The organism is Polaromonas sp. P1_F4 (assembly GCF_056405675.1).
Genome location: NZ_JBFUBP010000007.1, coordinates 1 through 15,459, shown reverse-complemented (window position 1 = coordinate 15,459; position 15,459 = coordinate 1). Strand labels below are relative to the sequence as shown.

Here is a 15,459-nt window from a genome sequence, read left to right as displayed (position 1 = left end):
CCTGTCATTTCTCGCACGCCTGAGGCGCATGCGGGCCGGCACCTGACCATTCAGCCAGTTTGCCTTCTGCCCGTCCCGATGCCGCCGGTTCTGCGACACCCCCCTTTTCTTCCTGATGCGCCCTTGCAAGCAGCAAGCGCATCCCGGCCCCGGTCTTCGGGGCGTTTTGAATGACAGGTGGCCGTGCCTTTAAGTGCGTGGCCCCTTGCGAAGGACCATCGTGATCACAGAACTCGAATTTAAAAGCCTGGCCGGCCAGGGCTACAACCGCATTCCCTTGATGGTCGAGGCGTTTGCCGACCTCGAAACACCTCTTTCCCTTTATCTCAAGCTTGCGCATTCCAGAGACGGCGGCAAGTTCAGCTTCCTGCTGGAATCGGTAGTGGGGGGCGAGCGGTTCGGCCGCTACAGTTTTATCGGCCTTCCCGCGCGCACGCTGGTGCGGGCATCCGGTTTTGGGCCAGATACCCTGACCGAAGTGGTGACGGACGGCAAGGTTGTGGAAACCTCCAAAGCCAATCCGCTGGACTTCATCAGCGACTACCAAAAGCGTTTCAAGGTCGCCCTGCGGCCCGGCCTGCCGCGCTTTTGCGGCGGCCTGGCGGGGTACTTCGGTTACGACACCGTGCGTTACGTCGAAAAGAAACTCGAAGCCTCCTGCCCGCCGGACACACTGGGCTGCCCCGACATCCTGTTGCTGCAGTGTGAAGAGCTCGCCGTGATCGACAACCTGTCGGGCAAGCTTTACCTGATTGTTTATGCCGACCCGGCGCGGCCGGAGGCGTATGCCAATGCCAAAAAGCGCCTGCGCGAGCTCAAGGACCAGCTGAAGTATTCCGTCAGCGCACCGGTGGTGAAGCCGTCTCAGAGTTATCCGGCTGAGCGCGACTTTGCCAAAGCAGACTACATAGCCGCCGTGGAACGCGCCAAGCGGTTGATAGAGGCGGGCGACTTCATGCAGGTGCAGGTTGGCCAGCGCATCAAGAAGCGTTACACCGAGTCGCCGCTGAGCCTGTATCGCGCGCTGCGTTCATTGAACCCCTCGCCTTACATGTATTACTACCACTTCGGCGACTTTCACGTCGTGGGGGCGTCTCCTGAAATTCTGGTGCGCCAGGAAAAAATCGACGACGGGCAAAAAATCACCATCCGGCCGTTGGCGGGCACGCGGCCCCGCGCCTCTTCGCCCGAGGCCGACAAGGCCGTGGAGCACGAACTGGTGAACGACCCGAAAGAGCGCGCTGAACATGTGATGCTGATTGACCTGGCGCGCAACGATATTGGCCGCATCGCCAAAACCGGTACGGTGAAAGTCACCGAAGCCTTCGCGGTCGAGCGCTACAGCCACGTGATGCACATCGTCAGCAATGTCGAGGGCACGCTGCTGGATGGCATGTCGAGCATGGACGTGCTCAAGGCCACCTTCCCGGCGGGCACGCTCACCGGCGCGCCCAAGGTCCATGCCATGGAGCTGATCGACCAGCTGGAGCCGACCAAGCGGGGCCTCTACGGCGGCGCCTGCGGTTACCTCAGCTATGCCGGCGACATGGACGTGGCCATTGCCATCCGCACCGGCATCATCAAGGACCAGACGCTGTATGTGCAGGCGGCGGCCGGCGTGGTGGCCGATTCCGTGGCCGAACTCGAATGGATGGAAACCGAAGCCAAGGCACGCGCGCTGCTGCGGGCGTCCGAGCTGGTGGAGGAGGGCCTGGAATGAGCACGCTGTCCCGTCCCGCCATTGAGCACTGCGACACCATGGCCGAGGTGCGCCGCCACATCGATGCGCTGGACGACCGCATCGCGCCGTTGATCGCCGAGCGCAGCGCCTATGTGGCGCAGGCCGCGCGCATCAAGCAAAGCGCCGGCCAGATTGTCGACAACGCACGTATCGAGTTCATCGTTGATCGTGTGCGTGCACAGGCCCGTGCGGCCGGCGCCCCCGAGGCCATCATGGAAGCGACCTACCGCGCCATGATTGCCGCATCCATTGATTTTGAGCGCGGCGAGTTCACACGCCTGCGCGAGGGAGACTGAACCATGAAGCGCACCAAACTCCTGATGATCGACAACTACGACAGCTTCACCTATAACATCGTCCAGTATTTTGGCGAGCTCGGTGCCGAAGTCGAAGTGTTTCGCAATGACGAGATCACGGTGGCCGAAATCGCCGCGCGCGCTCCTGACGTGCTGGTGGTGTCGCCCGGTCCGTGCTCACCGGCCGAGGCCGGTATTTCGGTGGCGGCGATCCAGCATTTCGCCGGCAAGCTGCCGATTCTGGGCGTCTGCCTGGGCCACCAGGCCATAGGCGCCGCTTTTGGCGGCAAGATCGTGCGTGCCCAGCAGCTCATGCACGGCAAGACCAGCGTCATCACCACCACACAGCAGGGTGTGTTCGCCGGGCTGCCCGAGCAGTTTGTGGTGAACCGCTACCACTCGCTGGCCATTGAAAAGTCTTCATGTCCCGATGTGCTGGCTGTCACGGCGCGAACCGACGACGGCGAGATCATGGGCGTGCGCCACAAGGAGCTGCCGATCCAGGGTGTGCAATTCCATCCGGAATCCATCCTCACCGAGCACGGCCACGCCATGCTGAAGAACTTCCTGGAGCAGACAGCATGACCTATTTTGCTATTATTTTAATAGCTGCTCGCGCCCGTTCCTATTGCCCTGGAGGCCAAAATGACTGATAAAAAAGTCGTTGACCTGCGCAGCGATACCGTGACCCGGCCCACGGCCGCCATGCGTGAGGCCATGCTGGCTGCACCGCTGGGTGACGACGTTTTCGGCGACGACCCGGCCGTCAATGCGCTGCAGGAAAAGATTGCCGGATTGCTGGGCTTTGAGGCCGCGCTCTTCGTGCCCACCGGGACGCAGAGCAATCTTTGCGCGATCCTCTCCCACTGCCAGCGCGGTGACGAATACATCGTCGGCCAGATGGCGCACTGCTACCGCTGGGAAGGCGGCGGCGCGGCGGTGTTCGGCAGTGTGCAGCCGCAGCCGCTGAACCACCACACTGATGGCACGTTGGCGCTTGCCGAGATCGAAGCCGCCATCAAACCTGACGACGCGCACTTCGCGCGCACCCGGATGCTGGCGCTCGAGAACACCCTGGGCGGCAAGCTGCTGCCGTTTGAGTATGTGCAGCAGGCGACTACGCTGGCGAAGAAGCACGGCCTGGCGCGCCACCTGGACGGAGCGCGGCTCCTTAACGCCGCTGTGGCGCAGGCTGCGCAAACGGGCAGCAACCCGCTGGCGGAGGCGCGCCGCATTGCGGATTGTTTTGACAGCGTCTCGGTGTGTTTCAGCAAAGGCCTGGGCGCGCCGGTGGGTTCGGCCCTGTGCGGCTCGCGCGAATTCATCGCGCGGGCGCACCGCATCCGCAAGATGGCCGGCGGCGGCATGCGGCAGGCGGGCATGCTGGCTGCAGCAGCGTCGCATGCACTGGACCACCATGTCGGACGTCTCGCGCAAGACCACGCCCTGGCCAAATACCTGGCCGACGGCCTGGCGGGCATTGACGGCCTGCAGGTAGAGGCACCACAGACCAACATTGTGTTTGTCGACCTGACCGGCGCGGCGCGGGACCGGTCCGCTGCCTTGCTCAAGCACCTGGCCGGCCAGGGCATAGAGGCCACGGGGCTGTATCGCCTGCGTTTTGTCACCCATCTGGACGTGGACACCGCCGGTGTGGACCGTGCCATCGCTGCCATCCGGCAGTTTTTTAACTGAAAGGACTTAGCCATGCCCGACTTTCAACACCTGTTGCTTTTCATCGCGGCTGGCTGGCTGCTGAACCTGACGCCGGGCCCTGATGTGCTTTACATCGTGACCAATTCACTGCGCTCGGGCGCGCGCGCCGGCATTGTTGCCGGCCTCGGCATCACGGCTGGCTGCTTCGTCCACATCTTCGCGGCGGCCGTGGGCGTCGGTGCCTTGCTTGCGACTTCGGCTACGGCATTTACCGTACTCAAATGGATAGGCGCGGCGTACCTGCTGTGGATAGGCGCGAAAATTTTGTTTTCCAGGGCGCCGCAGGCCACCACCGACCTCGCCGCGGCGGCTGCCGCCCAGCCGGAGCGGCGCCTGAAAGCCGTCTTCATGGGCGGCTTCTGGACCAACGTGCTGAACCCCAAGGTGGCGATTTTTTTCCTGGCCTTTGTGCCGCAGTTCATCGCACCCGGCACCGACAACAAGGCCCTGGCCTTTGTGTTGTTGGGCGTGCTGTTCAATTTGAACGCCATTCCAGTCAATTCGGGCTGGGCGCTGGCGGCTGCCTGGATGGCCCGGCGCGATGCCGTGCAGCGCGGCATGCACTGGCTGGACCGCGCGGCTGGCGCCATGTTCATCGCGTTCGGCCTCAAGCTGGCCTTCACCGATCATCCGGCCAACTGAGCCGGTTCCCTATAGCTCCAGAACGAAGAAGCGAGACGCGTCATGCCCCATACCCACAAGATCACACCGCAGGAAGCCCTGCAGCGCACCATCGAGCACCGCGAAATCTTCCACGATGAGATGCTGCACATCATGCGGCTGATCATGAGCGGCGAGATGTCGCCCGTGATGATGGCTGCGCTCATCACCGGCCTGCGCGTGAAGAAAGAAACCATCGGCGAGATCACCGCCGCCGCGCAGGTGATGCGCGAGTTTTCGACCAAAGTCAATGTGGCCGACAAGACGCATCTGGTGGACATCGTCGGCACGGGTGGCGACGGCTCGCACACCTTCAACATCTCGACCTGCTCCATGTTTGTGGCGGCGGCGGCCGGCGCCAAGGTCAGCAAGCACGGCGGGCGCAGCGTCAGCAGCAAGTCGGGCAGTGCCGACGTGATCGAGTCGCTGGGCATCCATATCGGCCTGTCGCCCGAAGCCATTGCAAAATGCATCGACGAGGTCGGTGTGGGCTTCATGTTTGCGCCCAACCACCATCCGGCCATGAAAAATGTCGCACCGATTCGCAAGGAGCTCGGCGTGCGCACCATCTTCAACATCCTGGGCCCCCTGACCAACCCGGCCAGTGCACCCAATATCCTGATGGGCGTGTTTCATTCGGACCTGGTCGGTATCCAGGTTCGCGCTTTGCAGCGCCTGGGCGCCGAGCACGCGCTGGTGGTCTACGGCAAGGACGGCATGGACGAGGTCAGCCTGGGCGCGGCCACCGTGGTTGGCGAGCTCAAGAACGGTGAAATCACCGAGTACGAAATCCACCCCGAAGACTTCGACATGCCTATGGCCAGCAACCGCGCATTGCGCGTAGACACCCCCGAGCAGTCCAAGGCCATGCTGCTGGGCGTGCTGGACAACCAGCCGGGCGCGGCGCGCGATATCGTGGTCCTGAACGCCGGGGCGGCGCTGTATGCCGCCAATGTGGCCGACTCCATGAAGGCTGGCATCGTGCTGGCGCGTGCGGTGCTGGAGTCGGGCGCGGCCAGAGCCAAGCTCGATCAGCTGGTCAGCCACAGCCAGAAGCTCGCCTGACGGCTTGCTGGCGGCGCCTGGCTGCGCAGCTATCTATTCCCGTGCGGTCACGCGCGCGTCGGTTGCGGCGAAATGCAGGCCGACCGTGCTGCCTGGCTCGGCCACGCTCAGCAGGGCGTCACTGAACACCAGCAGTTCACCCAGCGGCGTGAGCACCACGCTTTCGATCCGGCTGCCCAGGTAAGCCTGCCGCAGGACTTTTCCTGTCAGCGTGCTTGCTTCCAGTTCGCCGATACGGATGCGATGTGGGCGTATAGCCAGCGCTACGGCGCCATCGGACATGCCAGGCGGCGGGACAACCCGCACATCAACCTGGTCGGCGCGGAAGAAGTGCTGGCCTTGCAGTGTGACCAGTTCGCCGTTGATCAGGTTGGCGTCGCCGATGAAGTCCGCCACAAAACTTGAAACGGGCGCCTCGTACAAATCGCGCGGCGCGCCCATCGTCGCAATGCGTCCCTTTTGCATGACCACAATGCGGTCCGACACTGCCAGCGCCTCTTCCTGGTCGTGCGTGACGTAGACCACGGTGAGCTGCAGGTTTTGCTGAAGGTCGCGGATGTCCTGGCGCACCTTGCGGCGCAGCTTGGCGTCCAGGTTCGACAAGGGCTCGTCAAACATCAGCACGGCTGGTTCCAGCACCAGTGACCGTGCCACTGCCACACGTTGCTGCTGCCCGCCGGACAGCTCCGACGAGAGCCGGTCGGCGTAGTCGGCAATGCCGAGCAGATCCATCTTGGCTTTTGCCAACGCCACGGCCTGCGGTTTCTTCATGCCGGAGGCGAGCAGGCCGTAACACACGTTCTCCAGCGCACTCATGTGCGGGAATAACGCGTAGGACTGGAAAACCAGGCTCACGTCGCGTTGATTGGCTGACTTGCCGGTCACGTCCCGTCCATCGATGCGGATCACGCCCTCGGAAGGTAGCTCCAGGCCGGCGATCAGCCGCAGCAGTGTTGTCTTGCCGCAGCCGGAAGGCCCCAGCAAGGTCACCAGCTCTGCCTTGTCGATGGTGAGATCAAGCGGATGCAGCGCAACCACCTTGCCGAAACGCTTGACGACGCCTTGAAACTCCACAGCGGCGGGGGACGGGGTCATGGCAGGGCCTGTTAAAAAATAAGTGAAACGAAAAAGATGTGACGATGGCGCAGAGGCTCAAGCGGTCGACACCGCGCGCCGCCCCAGCTCCGCATTGCCAATGAAGCGCTGGATCAGCAGGACACAGGCCAGCATGATCACGATGAGCACGGACGAATAGGCAATGGCCAATGCGTATTCGCCGACTTCGACACGGCCCGCGATGTAAACCGTCGCAAGGTTGTGCTGGGCGGTCGCCAGGAAAATCACCGCGCTGACGGCTGTGATGGCATGCGTAAAACTGAATACCAGGCTGGCAATGATGGCCGGGCGCAAGAGCGGCAGAATGACCCGCGCGAACGTGCGTGATGTGCTGGCGCGCAATGTGGCGGATGCTTCGTCCAGCGACCGGTCAAGCTGCGACAGGGCTGATACCGTGGCCCTCACGCCCACCGGCATGTTGCGAAACACCAGGCACAGCACGATGATGGCGAAGGTGCCGGTGAATTCAAGGGGCGGCACGTTGAAGGCGACGATATAGGCCACGCCGATGACGGTGCCCGGCACGGCGAAGTTCACCATGGTCAGGAATTCGAAGGCGCGCCGTCCCTTGAACGCGTGGCGGCTCACGACATACCCTCCCAGCAGGCCCAGCGCGGTGGTCAGGGGTGCGGCAACAGCCGCCACGCCGAGCGTGGTGAAGAGGCTGTTCCACGCCGAGCCCGAAAACACCAGGCCCCCGGCGCCCCAACTCAGCCCAAACCCGGTCTGAAAGTGCTGCAGCGAGGGCGTCAGGTCAAACCTCCCGATGTCCTTGACCACGCCGCCGATCAGGATGATGCCGTATGACAGCACGGTCAGCGCGACCCAGGGCAGAACCAGCGCCAGCGCCCCCCACTTGACACCGGTGGGCAGTGCGGCGGGCAGGCCGCTGTCGCCTTTTCCGCTCACGGAGGTATAGGAGGCCTTGCCGATCCAGCGCTGCTGCAGTGCAAAGATGCCGACCGTCAGCAGCAGCAGGGTGACGGCGAGGATGGCGGCGCGCGAAGCGTCGTGCTGCGCCCCGGCGATGGCGAAGAAAATTTTCGTCGACAGCACCTCGAAATTTCCGGAGAGCACCAACGGGTTGGCAAAGTCCGCCAGGCTTTCCACAAAGCCCAGCAGGAAGGCATTGGCAATGGCGGGGCGCACCAGGGGCCAGGTCACGGTGCGAAATACATGCCATGGCGAACCCCTCAGTACCTGGCCGGCTTCCTCCAGCGTCGGGCTGACCAGTCGCAAGGCGCCGCTGATCAGCAGGAAGGCCAAAGGCGTAAAGCAAATCACCTGCGCCAGCAGTACGCCCGGCAGGCCGTAGATCCAGCGCGACCTTGCAATGCCGAACCAGTCGCTCATCAGCTGCGTCACCATGCCGGTGCGGCCGAAGAGAATGATGATGGCCAGGCCGATGACGAAAGGCGGCGTGACCACCGGCAGGATGGACAGCACGCGCAGGCTGCCGCGAAAACGCTGACCGCCGCGCTCGGCCAGCAGGGCCAGCGCAAAACCGAAAAGCGTGCTGCCGATGCCGGCGAGGGTGGCCAGCACAATGGAGTTGATGGCCACGCCGCACCGGACGTTGCCGGCAATGCAGCCCGCGCCCCAGATGTCCTCGCTGAAAAACCGGGCTGCAGCCGTCTGAATCAGCCAGTTGCCCCGCTCGTCCACAAAAGCCGCCAGCAGCATGCGCCCGATCGGGTAGATGACAAAAATAGCCAGCAGCAGTGACAGGATGCAAACGACGCCGGAAATGGCGGCATCGCTCTTGAATGCACCGGCGCGTGATGCCAGCACGCTGGCGGCTGCTGCCAGCAGGCATCCGCCGGCAACGTACGCCGAGCTCTGGGTCCACGGCATCAGCAGCACGCCTGCTGCGATGCCCAGCCCCGCGAGCAGCCAGCTCAGCGGATCAGCCCGAACGCGTGGGGCGGCGGCTGTCACTGCAATGGGTGTGGTCAAGGTGTGACGTGATTCATCAGTGTGCAATGGGGTAGAGGGAGATGTTCAGCGCTTACTTGGGCAGTGCGCCGATGTCCTTGTCCCATTTGCCCAGCAGGCGCGAGCGTTCGGCGGAAGCGCCGTACTTGGCGAAGTTGTAGTCGATCAGTTTGACGTCGGCCAGCTTGGGCGCCTGCGGCGGCAAGGATGCTTTTTTATTGGAGGGGTTCTGGTACGAATGCGCGACCGTGGCAATGTCCTGCGCTTCAGGTGTCAGGGCCCAGTCGTACCATTTTTTGGCGTTGGCCAGATTTTTGGCACCCTTGATGATGCTCATGCTGCCGATCTCGTAGCCCGTGCCCTCGCACGGTGCGACCACCTTCAGTGGAGCGCCTGCCACGGCGTGCGTGACGGCGTCGTGCAGGAAGGTGATGCCGATCATGCTTTCGCCGGTGGCTGCCGCACGGGCCGGCGCAGCGCCCGACTTGGTGTATTGGTTGATGTTGCGATGCAGGGCCTTCAGATAGTCGAACGCCTTGTCTTCCCCCATGATCTGCACAAGGGTGGCGAGCAGCGTATAGGAAGTTCCCGACGAGTTGGGGTTGGCGACCTGGACTTCGCCCTTGAACTCCGGCTTGATGAGATCTGCCCAGCATTTGGGCTCGGGCAATTTGCGTTTGGCCAGCTCGACGGTATTGAAGCTGAACCCCAGGGCGCCTGCATAAACGCCGACCGTGCGGTACTTGGAGGCCTCGGCTTGCTTCACTGCCCAGGGGTGCAGGTCGGCGAGTCTCGGTGATTTGTAGGACTCGGTCAAACCTTCTTCAGCCGCCTGAAGATGAGGGTCGCCCGTGCCGCCCCACCACACGTCACCGCGGGGGTTGGCTGATTCGGCCTTGATCTGGGCGTAAGTTTCGCCCGAACTCTTGCGTGTCATCGACACTTTGATACCGGTGGCTTTTTCGAAGGCGGTCACCATGGGCCGGCACCATTCTTCCTGGACGTTGCAGTAAACCACCAACTCTTCCGCCGCGTGGACCGGGGCCGATATCGCGCACGCCGCAGCTGCCAGGATCAATCCCGGAACGAGTGATTTGAATGTGAACCGTGTCATCTGTGTCTCCTTCTTTATGTCGTCAATGGCGCCTGCGGTGCAGCGTTGAGGCCACCTTAGCAGCCGTCAGCGCAGCGGTATACCCGTTAAAACGCTTAGTTCGGAGGCCAGCCTGGCGTTGGTGGCCAGCACCGGGCTTCCCTGGGCCAGTCCGTTGTCGGCCCAGAAGTCGTTGACGCGGCCGCCGGCCTCCCGGACCAGTAGCAGGCCGGCCGCGACGTCCCATGAATTGATATGCGCTTCGGCGTAGGCTTCGCAGCGCCCGGCGGCCACATAGGCCAGCCCCAGTGCGCCGGAACCCGCGCGGCGCACCGAACAACCCGCATGCATGCACCGACTGACCAGCACGAGGTAGGGGTCTGGCGACAGGCGCGAAGACCAGCCAATTTCAACTGTGGAGGCGGGCAGTTCGGCCAGCTCGCTGACCTGGAGCCGAATGCCGTTGCACCACGCGCCGTGGCCGCGTTGCGCGATGAAGAGTTCGTCGTGCATGGGCTCGTAGATGGCGCCGGCTTCGAGTTCGCCGTTGACCATGAGGCCCAGGGAGATGCAGAAGTGCGGGATGGCCCGGGCGAAATTCGCCGTTCCATCCACCGGGTCGACAATCCAGAGGCGAGCTGCGCCGCCGGTTTCTCCCCCTGCTTCTTCCCCCAGCACGGCGTCTCCCGGAAAGCGCCGTTCGATCTCCGCACGCACATACTGTTCTACCGCACCGTCGGTGACGGTCAGGTAGTCCTGCCGGCCCTTGAGCGAGTAGGCAGGCTTGTCCGGCGCGTTGAAGGCATCGCGCATCATGGCGCCGGCCGAACGGACAATTTCTTCAATGGCGTCAGTGAGTGCGGTCATGGGAAGGGTGTAGGGGATATCCGATGGAGGTCGCCTTGTGTGCGAGCCGGGTCAGGCGTGGCACCCAAAGCGGGTAAAACGAAATGGTAGTGCCGGGGCGTATCCGGCTGTAGCGGGTTTGCGCTAAGACGCCGCGAAACCTGGCCCTGCGAGTCGCCCGGCCGCATCTGCCAAAATCGGGGCATGTCCGATATCCTGAACCAAATCATTGCCGTCAAGCGTCAAGAAATTGCCGATGCCATCCGCCGCAAACCGCTGGACGTGATGCGCGAAGATGCCGAATCGCGTGTCCTGACGCGTGACTTTGTGGGTGCGCTGCGCGCCAAGATCGCAGCGGGTCAGCCCGCGGTGATTGCCGAAATCAAGAAGGCCAGCCCGTCCAAAGGCGTGCTGCGCGCCGACTTCATTCCAGCCGACATCGCACAGAGCTATGCCGAAGGTGACGGCGAGATCAGCGCGGCCTGCCTTTCGGTGCTGACCGACAAGCAGTTCTTCCAGGGCAGCATTGATTTCCTGAAGCAGGCGCGGGCCTCCTGCAGTCTGCCGGTGCTGCGCAAAGACTTCATGGTGGACCCTTACCAGGTGTATGAAGCGCGCGTCATGGGCGCTGACTGCATTTTGCTGATTGCGGCCTGCCTGGACGACGCGCAGATGCAATCGCTCGAAGCGCTGGCGATGTCGCTGGACATGGCGGTGCTGGTCGAGGTACACGACGAAGCCGAACTGGAGCGTGCGCTCAAGCTCAAGACGCCGCTGATCGGCATCAACAACCGCAACCTCAAAACTTTCGAGGTCTCGCTGGACACCACGCTGGGCATGCTGGCCAGGGTGCCGGCGGACCGCCTGCTGATTACCGAGTCGGGCATTGCCACGCCGGCGGACGTGCAGCGCATGCGTCAGGCAGGTGTGAATGCATTCCTGGTCGGCGAGGCCTTCATGCGCGCGGAAGAACCCGGCCTTGCGCTGGCTCAATTGTTCGGTAAAAGATAGGCTGTAAAGCCATGAACCAGCTGCTTGACGCCATGAAGGCGCCTTTGCCCGACCGGCTTACCACTGCTGACCCCGCCGCCTGGCCGGTGGCGCCCGGCTGGCGGCCGACCACCGATGCATTTTTTGGCAGTCCGACCGGCCAGAAGTTGTTGGGTTTTCTGCGAAGCCGCCTGGCGGAAGGCGCGACGATCTTTCCGCCGCAGCCGCTGCGTGCGCTGGAGCTCACGCCGCCCGACGAGGTGCGTGTTGTCATCCTCGGCCAGGATCCCTACCACGGGTTGGGCCAGGCCGAGGGGCTGGCGTTTTCCGTCGCGCCCGGTGTGGCCCTGCCGCCGTCACTGCGCAATATCTTCAAGGAGCTGCAGCGCGACCTCGGTACGCCGCCGCCCCAGTTTCCGGTGCCCGGCGGCAGCCTGGTGAAGTGGGCGACACATGGGGTGCTGTTGCTCAACACCTGCCTGACGGTCGAGGAAGGGCTGCCGGCCAGTCACGCCGGCAAGGGCTGGGAAGTATTGACCGATACCCTGATCCGCCAGGTGGCGGAAGGTGACCACCCGGTGGTGTTCATGCTGTGGGGTGCACATGCCCAGAGCAAGCGGTCGTTGATTGATGCGAAGCGCCACAAGGTGCTGGTGGCCAACCACCCGTCGCCGCTGTCGGCCATGCGGCCGCCCTTGCCCTTTATTGGCTGCGGCCATTTCTCGCAGGCGCGCGAATGGCGTGACGCACACCCGAAGGCCTGATTTGCTATTGTTTTAGTAGCTGCTCGCGCTCGTCCTGCCTTGCTAAAAGGCCAAAAAGCCTTGAATTTTGAGGGCTGGCTAAAACTCCGCCGGAAGGCTGCCCACGTAGTCGCGCCGGATATTGACCGTGCTTTGCAGGCCCAGCGCCTCGAAATGGCGGCGCAGCCAGCGTTTGGCCGCGCCCTGGCCCATCTCAAACAGTTTTTCGATCATGGCCGTGTCGGCCGACATCTTGCTGGACGAGGGCAGGCTTTCCAGCGCCTCGCCGCCGTCGATGCGGTGCAGCAGCAGGCTCTTGTATTTCTCGCCCTCCTGCAGGCGGCCGTCGGCGAGCAGGCGGTTGATGAAGTCGATGGTGCGCATCTGGGACAGCAGGCTGGCGTTAAAGGTCAGCTCGTTCACCCGGTCCGCGATGTCATGAGGCGTGTGGGGAATCTCGGGACGCCGCAAGGGGTTGATCTGCACAACGATGATGTCGCGGCTGCTGCAGTCACTGATGAGTGGCAACAGCGAGGGATTGCTCGAAAACCCGCCATCCCAATAGTGCTGGTCGTCAATTTCGACCGCCTGAAACAGCGTGGGCAGGCAGGTGGAAGCCATCACCGCCTGCAAAGTCAGGCGTTTGCCGGCAAAAATCTCTGCCCGACCGGTGGTGACGTGGGTCGCCGATACAAAAGCCTTCGGTGCATGCAGGCTGGCAATGGCGTGAAAGTCGATTTCTGCCTCCAGCAGTTTGCGCAAAGGGTTGATGTCCAGCGGATTGGACTGGTAGGGCGACATCCACTGCGTCATTGCACTACTCATTAAGTTTGCGCTCACTTTGTTAGCGGCCCAGCCCCCAACGAGCATCTTGCTGATGCTGTCAGCCATGGAGCCGAGGCTGCCCATGGCGGCAATGCCCAGCCAGACCCGGCTGAGCGACGCACGTGCCGCCTCCCGCGGGTTGGTTTTTTCGGGGGAATTGTCTTTTTGGGCGGTAGCGAATCCGTGTGCCAGCGCCACGGCGTTGACCGCCCCGGCGCTGGCGCCGCTGATGCCGTCAAACTCGATGCGCTCGTCCGCCAGCAGGGCATCCAGCACGCCCCAGGTGAATGCGCCGTGTGATCCGCCACCTTGCAAAGCCAGGTTGACCCGGCGCATGGGAGACGGTTCAGCGGGGGAGGAAGGAAGTGCGGGTACGGTGACAGTGCTCATGCGTAGACGGTCTCACGTTATCCAGGTTGGCCGGTGGCGCGGGAGGGCGTCCCGGGACGGCAATATCCATGCGATTCACTCTGGCATTGATGAAAGGCTGCCACATCATGCCCGAAGCCTGGCCGCAGCCGCCACGGGAGTGCGGCAGGGTCTGGGGATGAGGGCCGGACCGGGTTATGCCGGGTTTTCGGGGGCTTTCCGCGGTACCCACGGGCATCCCGGGGTGAAGGTGTGGTCGGGAGATGCGCTGGCGAGGCATGCGGCAGCATTTTTAATGCTTTTTGCCATGCCTTGGCATTTCGTCCGACATAAAACCGTGGCATAATCCGAGGTTCGCTTGAAGGATGGGTGCCCGAGTGGCTAAAGGGGGCAGACTGTAAATCTGTTGGCTAACGCCTACGCTGGTTCGAATCCAGCCTCATCCACCAGATTTTGTTTTGATTTTGGCAAGCGGGCGGCGCAAAGTAATCACGTAAAAGTGTTTCGCGTAAGGCGTGTTTTGGGTCGTGAGTGATTTTGGTGTGAGTTGAATTTGGCAGAGCTGCGCGGGAGTAGTTCAATGGTAGAACCCTAGCCTTCCAAGCTAATGACGCGGGTTCGATTCCCGTCTCCCGCTCCATAAAGCTGCTTTATGGTTCTGCTTTTGAATCTTGCGCCAGGTTGCAATTGTGGTTTTGAGTTCAGCCCTTTTGGCTCAGTGGTAGAGCACTCCCTTGGTAAGGGAGAGGTCGCGGGTCCGATTCCCGCAAAGGGCACCAAATTTTGAGCCGGTGCGGCGTACGAGGCGCTGTTGCTGGTTGTAGTGGTAACTGGTTTTGTAACTCTTTATAAATTTCTGGAGTTGAAAAAATGGCAAAAGGCAAATTTGAGCGGACCAAGCCGCACGTCAACGTAGGCACGATTGGCCACGTGGACCATGGCAAGACAACGCTGACGGCGGCGATCACGACCGTTCTGGCATCCAAGTTCGGCGGCGAAGCCAAAGGTTACGACCAAATTGACGCGGCGCCCGAAGAAAAAGCGCGCGGCATCACGATCAACACCGCCCACGTCGARTACGAAACGGCCAATCGCCACTACGCCCACGTCGACTGCCCAGGCCACGCCGACTATGTGAAAAACATGATCACCGGCGCTGCCCAGATGGACGGCGCCATTTTGGTGTGCTCCGCCGCTGACGGCCCCATGCCCCAGACCCGCGAGCACATCCTGCTGGCCCGCCAGGTCGGTGTGCCTTACATCATCGTGTTCCTGAACAAGTGCGACATGGTTGACGACGCCGAACTGCTCGAGCTCGTCGAAATGGAAGTGCGCGAGTTGCTCGACAAATACGACTTCCCCGGCGACAAGACCCCCATCATCCACGGCAGCGCCAAGCTCGCCATGGAAGGCGACAAGGGCCCCCTGGGCGAAGAAGCCATCATGAAGCTGGCCGAAGCGCTGGACACCTACATTCCCCTGCCAGAGCGCGCTGTTGACGGCGCCTTCCTGATGCCCGTGGAAGACGTGTTCTCCATCTCCGGCCGCGGCACCGTCGTGACCGGCCGTGTCGAGCGCGGTGTGATCAAGGTCGGTGAAGAAATCGAAATCGTCGGTATTGCCGACACGCAAAAGACCACCTGCACCGGCGTGGAAATGTTCCGCAAGCTGCTCGACCAGGGCCAGGCTGGCGACAACGTCGGTATCCTCTTGCGCGGCACCAAGCGTGAAGACGTCCAGCGTGGTCAGGTCCTGTGCAAGCCGGGTTCGATCAAGCCACACACGCACTTCACCGGCGAGATCTACGTTCTCTCCAAGGACGAAGGCGGCCGCCACACGCCCTTCTTCAACAACTACCGCCCCCAGTTCTACTTCCGTACGACGGACGTGACCGGAGCGATCGAGTTGCCAGAAGGCAAGGAAATGGTCATGCCAGGCGATAACGTGTCGATCACCGTCAAGCTGATCAACCCGATCGCCATGGAAGAAGGCCTGCGCTTTGCCATCCGCGAAGGCGGCAAGACCGTCGGCGCCGGCGTCGTTGCCAAAATCATTGCGTAATTT

At 62.5% G+C, this 15,459-nt stretch carries 14 protein-coding genes and 3 tRNA genes; 12 read left to right on the top strand and 5 right to left on the bottom strand.

What is annotated here, in order from left to right:
- Positions 1-220 precede the first annotated feature (220 nt).
- Genes trpE through trpD form a run of 6 tightly spaced genes read left to right on the top strand, consistent with a single transcriptional unit; the run spans position 221 to position 5,478 of the window.
- The gene (gene trpE, locus AC1DYQ_RS14810) at positions 221-1,720 is read left to right on the top strand and encodes an anthranilate synthase component I (RefSeq protein ID WP_477647118.1); all 1,500 of its coding nucleotides are present in this window, start codon (positions 221-223) and stop codon (positions 1,718-1,720) included.
- A complete protein-coding gene (locus tag AC1DYQ_RS14805; protein WP_477687416.1) occupies positions 1,717-2,037 on the top strand; it encodes a chorismate mutase in 321 nt (106 codons plus the stop codon). The genes trpE and AC1DYQ_RS14805 overlap by 4 nt, the downstream gene beginning before the upstream one ends.
- A 3-nt stretch (positions 2,038-2,040) precedes the next feature.
- Positions 2,041-2,622: an aminodeoxychorismate/anthranilate synthase component II gene (locus AC1DYQ_RS14800; protein ID WP_477687415.1), complete on the top strand. Its 582-nt coding sequence runs from the start codon at positions 2,041-2,043 to the stop codon at positions 2,620-2,622.
- A gap of 60 nt (positions 2,623-2,682) precedes the next feature.
- Entirely contained in the window at positions 2,683-3,732 is a 1,050-nt protein-coding gene (gene ltaE, locus AC1DYQ_RS14795) for a low-specificity L-threonine aldolase (RefSeq protein WP_477687414.1), read from the top strand.
- A gap of 12 nt (positions 3,733-3,744) precedes the next feature.
- The gene (locus tag AC1DYQ_RS14790; RefSeq protein ID WP_477687413.1) at positions 3,745-4,395 is read left to right on the top strand and encodes a LysE family translocator; all 651 of its coding nucleotides are present in this window, start codon (positions 3,745-3,747) and stop codon (positions 4,393-4,395) included.
- A gap of 42 nt (positions 4,396-4,437) precedes the next feature.
- Positions 4,438-5,478: an anthranilate phosphoribosyltransferase gene (trpD, locus tag AC1DYQ_RS14785; RefSeq protein ID WP_477687412.1), complete on the top strand. Its 1,041-nt coding sequence runs from the start codon at positions 4,438-4,440 to the stop codon at positions 5,476-5,478.
- Positions 5,479-5,511: 33 nt separating this feature from the next.
- Here the strand turns inward: trpD and AC1DYQ_RS14780 are convergent, their stop codons facing one another.
- The 4 genes from AC1DYQ_RS14780 to AC1DYQ_RS14765 all read right to left on the bottom strand — a co-directional run bounded on the left by AC1DYQ_RS14780 (position 5,512) and on the right by AC1DYQ_RS14765 (position 10,489).
- The gene (locus tag AC1DYQ_RS14780; protein WP_477687411.1) at positions 5,512-6,573 is read right to left on the bottom strand and encodes an ABC transporter ATP-binding protein; all 1,062 of its coding nucleotides are present in this window, start codon (positions 6,571-6,573) and stop codon (positions 5,512-5,514) included.
- Between the two features lie 57 nt (positions 6,574-6,630).
- Entirely contained in the window at positions 6,631-8,550 is a 1,920-nt protein-coding gene (locus AC1DYQ_RS14775) for an ABC transporter permease (protein WP_477687410.1), read from the bottom strand.
- 52 nt (positions 8,551-8,602) lie between these two features.
- Entirely contained in the window at positions 8,603-9,643 is a 1,041-nt protein-coding gene (locus AC1DYQ_RS14770) for an ABC transporter substrate-binding protein (RefSeq protein ID WP_477687409.1), read from the bottom strand.
- 66 nt (positions 9,644-9,709) lie between these two features.
- Positions 9,710-10,489 carry an inositol monophosphatase family protein gene (locus tag AC1DYQ_RS14765; protein ID WP_477687408.1) on the bottom strand — a complete coding sequence of 260 codons (780 nt, stop codon included), beginning with the start codon at positions 10,487-10,489 and terminating at the stop codon, positions 9,710-9,712.
- A 183-nt stretch (positions 10,490-10,672) separates the two neighbouring features.
- Between AC1DYQ_RS14765 and trpC the strand changes: the two genes are divergently transcribed.
- Together trpC and AC1DYQ_RS14755 are read left to right on the top strand one after the other, a co-directional pair.
- The gene (trpC, locus tag AC1DYQ_RS14760; RefSeq protein ID WP_477687407.1) at positions 10,673-11,479 is read left to right on the top strand and encodes an indole-3-glycerol phosphate synthase TrpC; all 807 of its coding nucleotides are present in this window, start codon (positions 10,673-10,675) and stop codon (positions 11,477-11,479) included.
- Between the two features lie 11 nt (positions 11,480-11,490).
- On the top strand, positions 11,491-12,222 hold the full coding sequence (locus AC1DYQ_RS14755; RefSeq protein WP_477687406.1) for a uracil-DNA glycosylase: 732 nt from the start codon (positions 11,491-11,493) through the stop codon (positions 12,220-12,222).
- A 78-nt stretch (positions 12,223-12,300) separates the two neighbouring features.
- Here AC1DYQ_RS14755 and AC1DYQ_RS14750 read toward each other — a convergent pair whose 3' ends face one another.
- Positions 12,301-13,416 carry a patatin-like phospholipase family protein gene (locus tag AC1DYQ_RS14750; RefSeq protein ID WP_477687405.1) on the bottom strand — a complete coding sequence of 372 codons (1,116 nt, stop codon included), beginning with the start codon at positions 13,414-13,416 and terminating at the stop codon, positions 12,301-12,303.
- Between the two features lie 342 nt (positions 13,417-13,758).
- On the opposite strand from AC1DYQ_RS14750, the gene AC1DYQ_RS14745 reads away from it, so the two are divergent.
- The 4 genes from AC1DYQ_RS14745 to tuf all read left to right on the top strand — a co-directional run bounded on the left by AC1DYQ_RS14745 (position 13,759) and on the right by tuf (position 15,456).
- Positions 13,759-13,844, top strand: a tRNA-Tyr gene (locus AC1DYQ_RS14745).
- 117 nt (positions 13,845-13,961) lie between these two features.
- A tRNA-Gly gene (locus AC1DYQ_RS14740) sits at positions 13,962-14,035 on the top strand.
- 64 nt (positions 14,036-14,099) lie between these two features.
- Positions 14,100-14,174: transfer RNA gene (locus AC1DYQ_RS14735), tRNA-Thr, on the top strand.
- A gap of 91 nt (positions 14,175-14,265) precedes the next feature.
- On the top strand, positions 14,266-15,456 hold the full coding sequence (gene tuf, locus AC1DYQ_RS14730; RefSeq protein ID WP_436155802.1) for an elongation factor Tu: 1,191 nt from the start codon (positions 14,266-14,268) through the stop codon (positions 15,454-15,456).
- Positions 15,457-15,459 lie beyond the last annotated feature (3 nt).

Excerpts from the sequence above, each read along its gene's own strand:
- AC1DYQ_RS14805 (WP_477687416.1), top strand. The coding sequence starts at position 1,717 with ATGAGCACGCTGTCCCGTCCCGCCATTGAGCACTGCGACACCATGGCC.
- AC1DYQ_RS14800 (WP_477687415.1), top strand. The coding sequence starts at position 2,041 with ATGAAGCGCACCAAACTCCTGATGATCGACAACTACGACAGCTTCACC.
- ltaE (WP_477687414.1), top strand. The coding sequence starts at position 2,683 with ATGACTGATAAAAAAGTCGTTGACCTGCGCAGCGATACCGTGACCCGG.
- AC1DYQ_RS14790 (WP_477687413.1), top strand. The coding sequence starts at position 3,745 with ATGCCCGACTTTCAACACCTGTTGCTTTTCATCGCGGCTGGCTGGCTG.
- trpD (WP_477687412.1), top strand. The coding sequence starts at position 4,438 with ATGCCCCATACCCACAAGATCACACCGCAGGAAGCCCTGCAGCGCACC.
- AC1DYQ_RS14780 (WP_477687411.1), bottom strand. The coding sequence starts at position 6,573 with ATGACCCCGTCCCCCGCCGCTGTGGAGTTTCAAGGCGTCGTCAAGCGT.
- AC1DYQ_RS14770 (WP_477687409.1), bottom strand. The coding sequence starts at position 9,643 with ATGACACGGTTCACATTCAAATCACTCGTTCCGGGATTGATCCTGGCA.
- AC1DYQ_RS14765 (WP_477687408.1), bottom strand. The coding sequence starts at position 10,489 with ATGACCGCACTCACTGACGCCATTGAAGAAATTGTCCGTTCGGCCGGC.
- trpC (WP_477687407.1), top strand. The coding sequence starts at position 10,673 with ATGTCCGATATCCTGAACCAAATCATTGCCGTCAAGCGTCAAGAAATT.
- AC1DYQ_RS14755 (WP_477687406.1), top strand. The coding sequence starts at position 11,491 with ATGAACCAGCTGCTTGACGCCATGAAGGCGCCTTTGCCCGACCGGCTT.
- AC1DYQ_RS14750 (WP_477687405.1), bottom strand. The coding sequence starts at position 13,416 with ATGAGCACTGTCACCGTACCCGCACTTCCTTCCTCCCCCGCTGAACCG.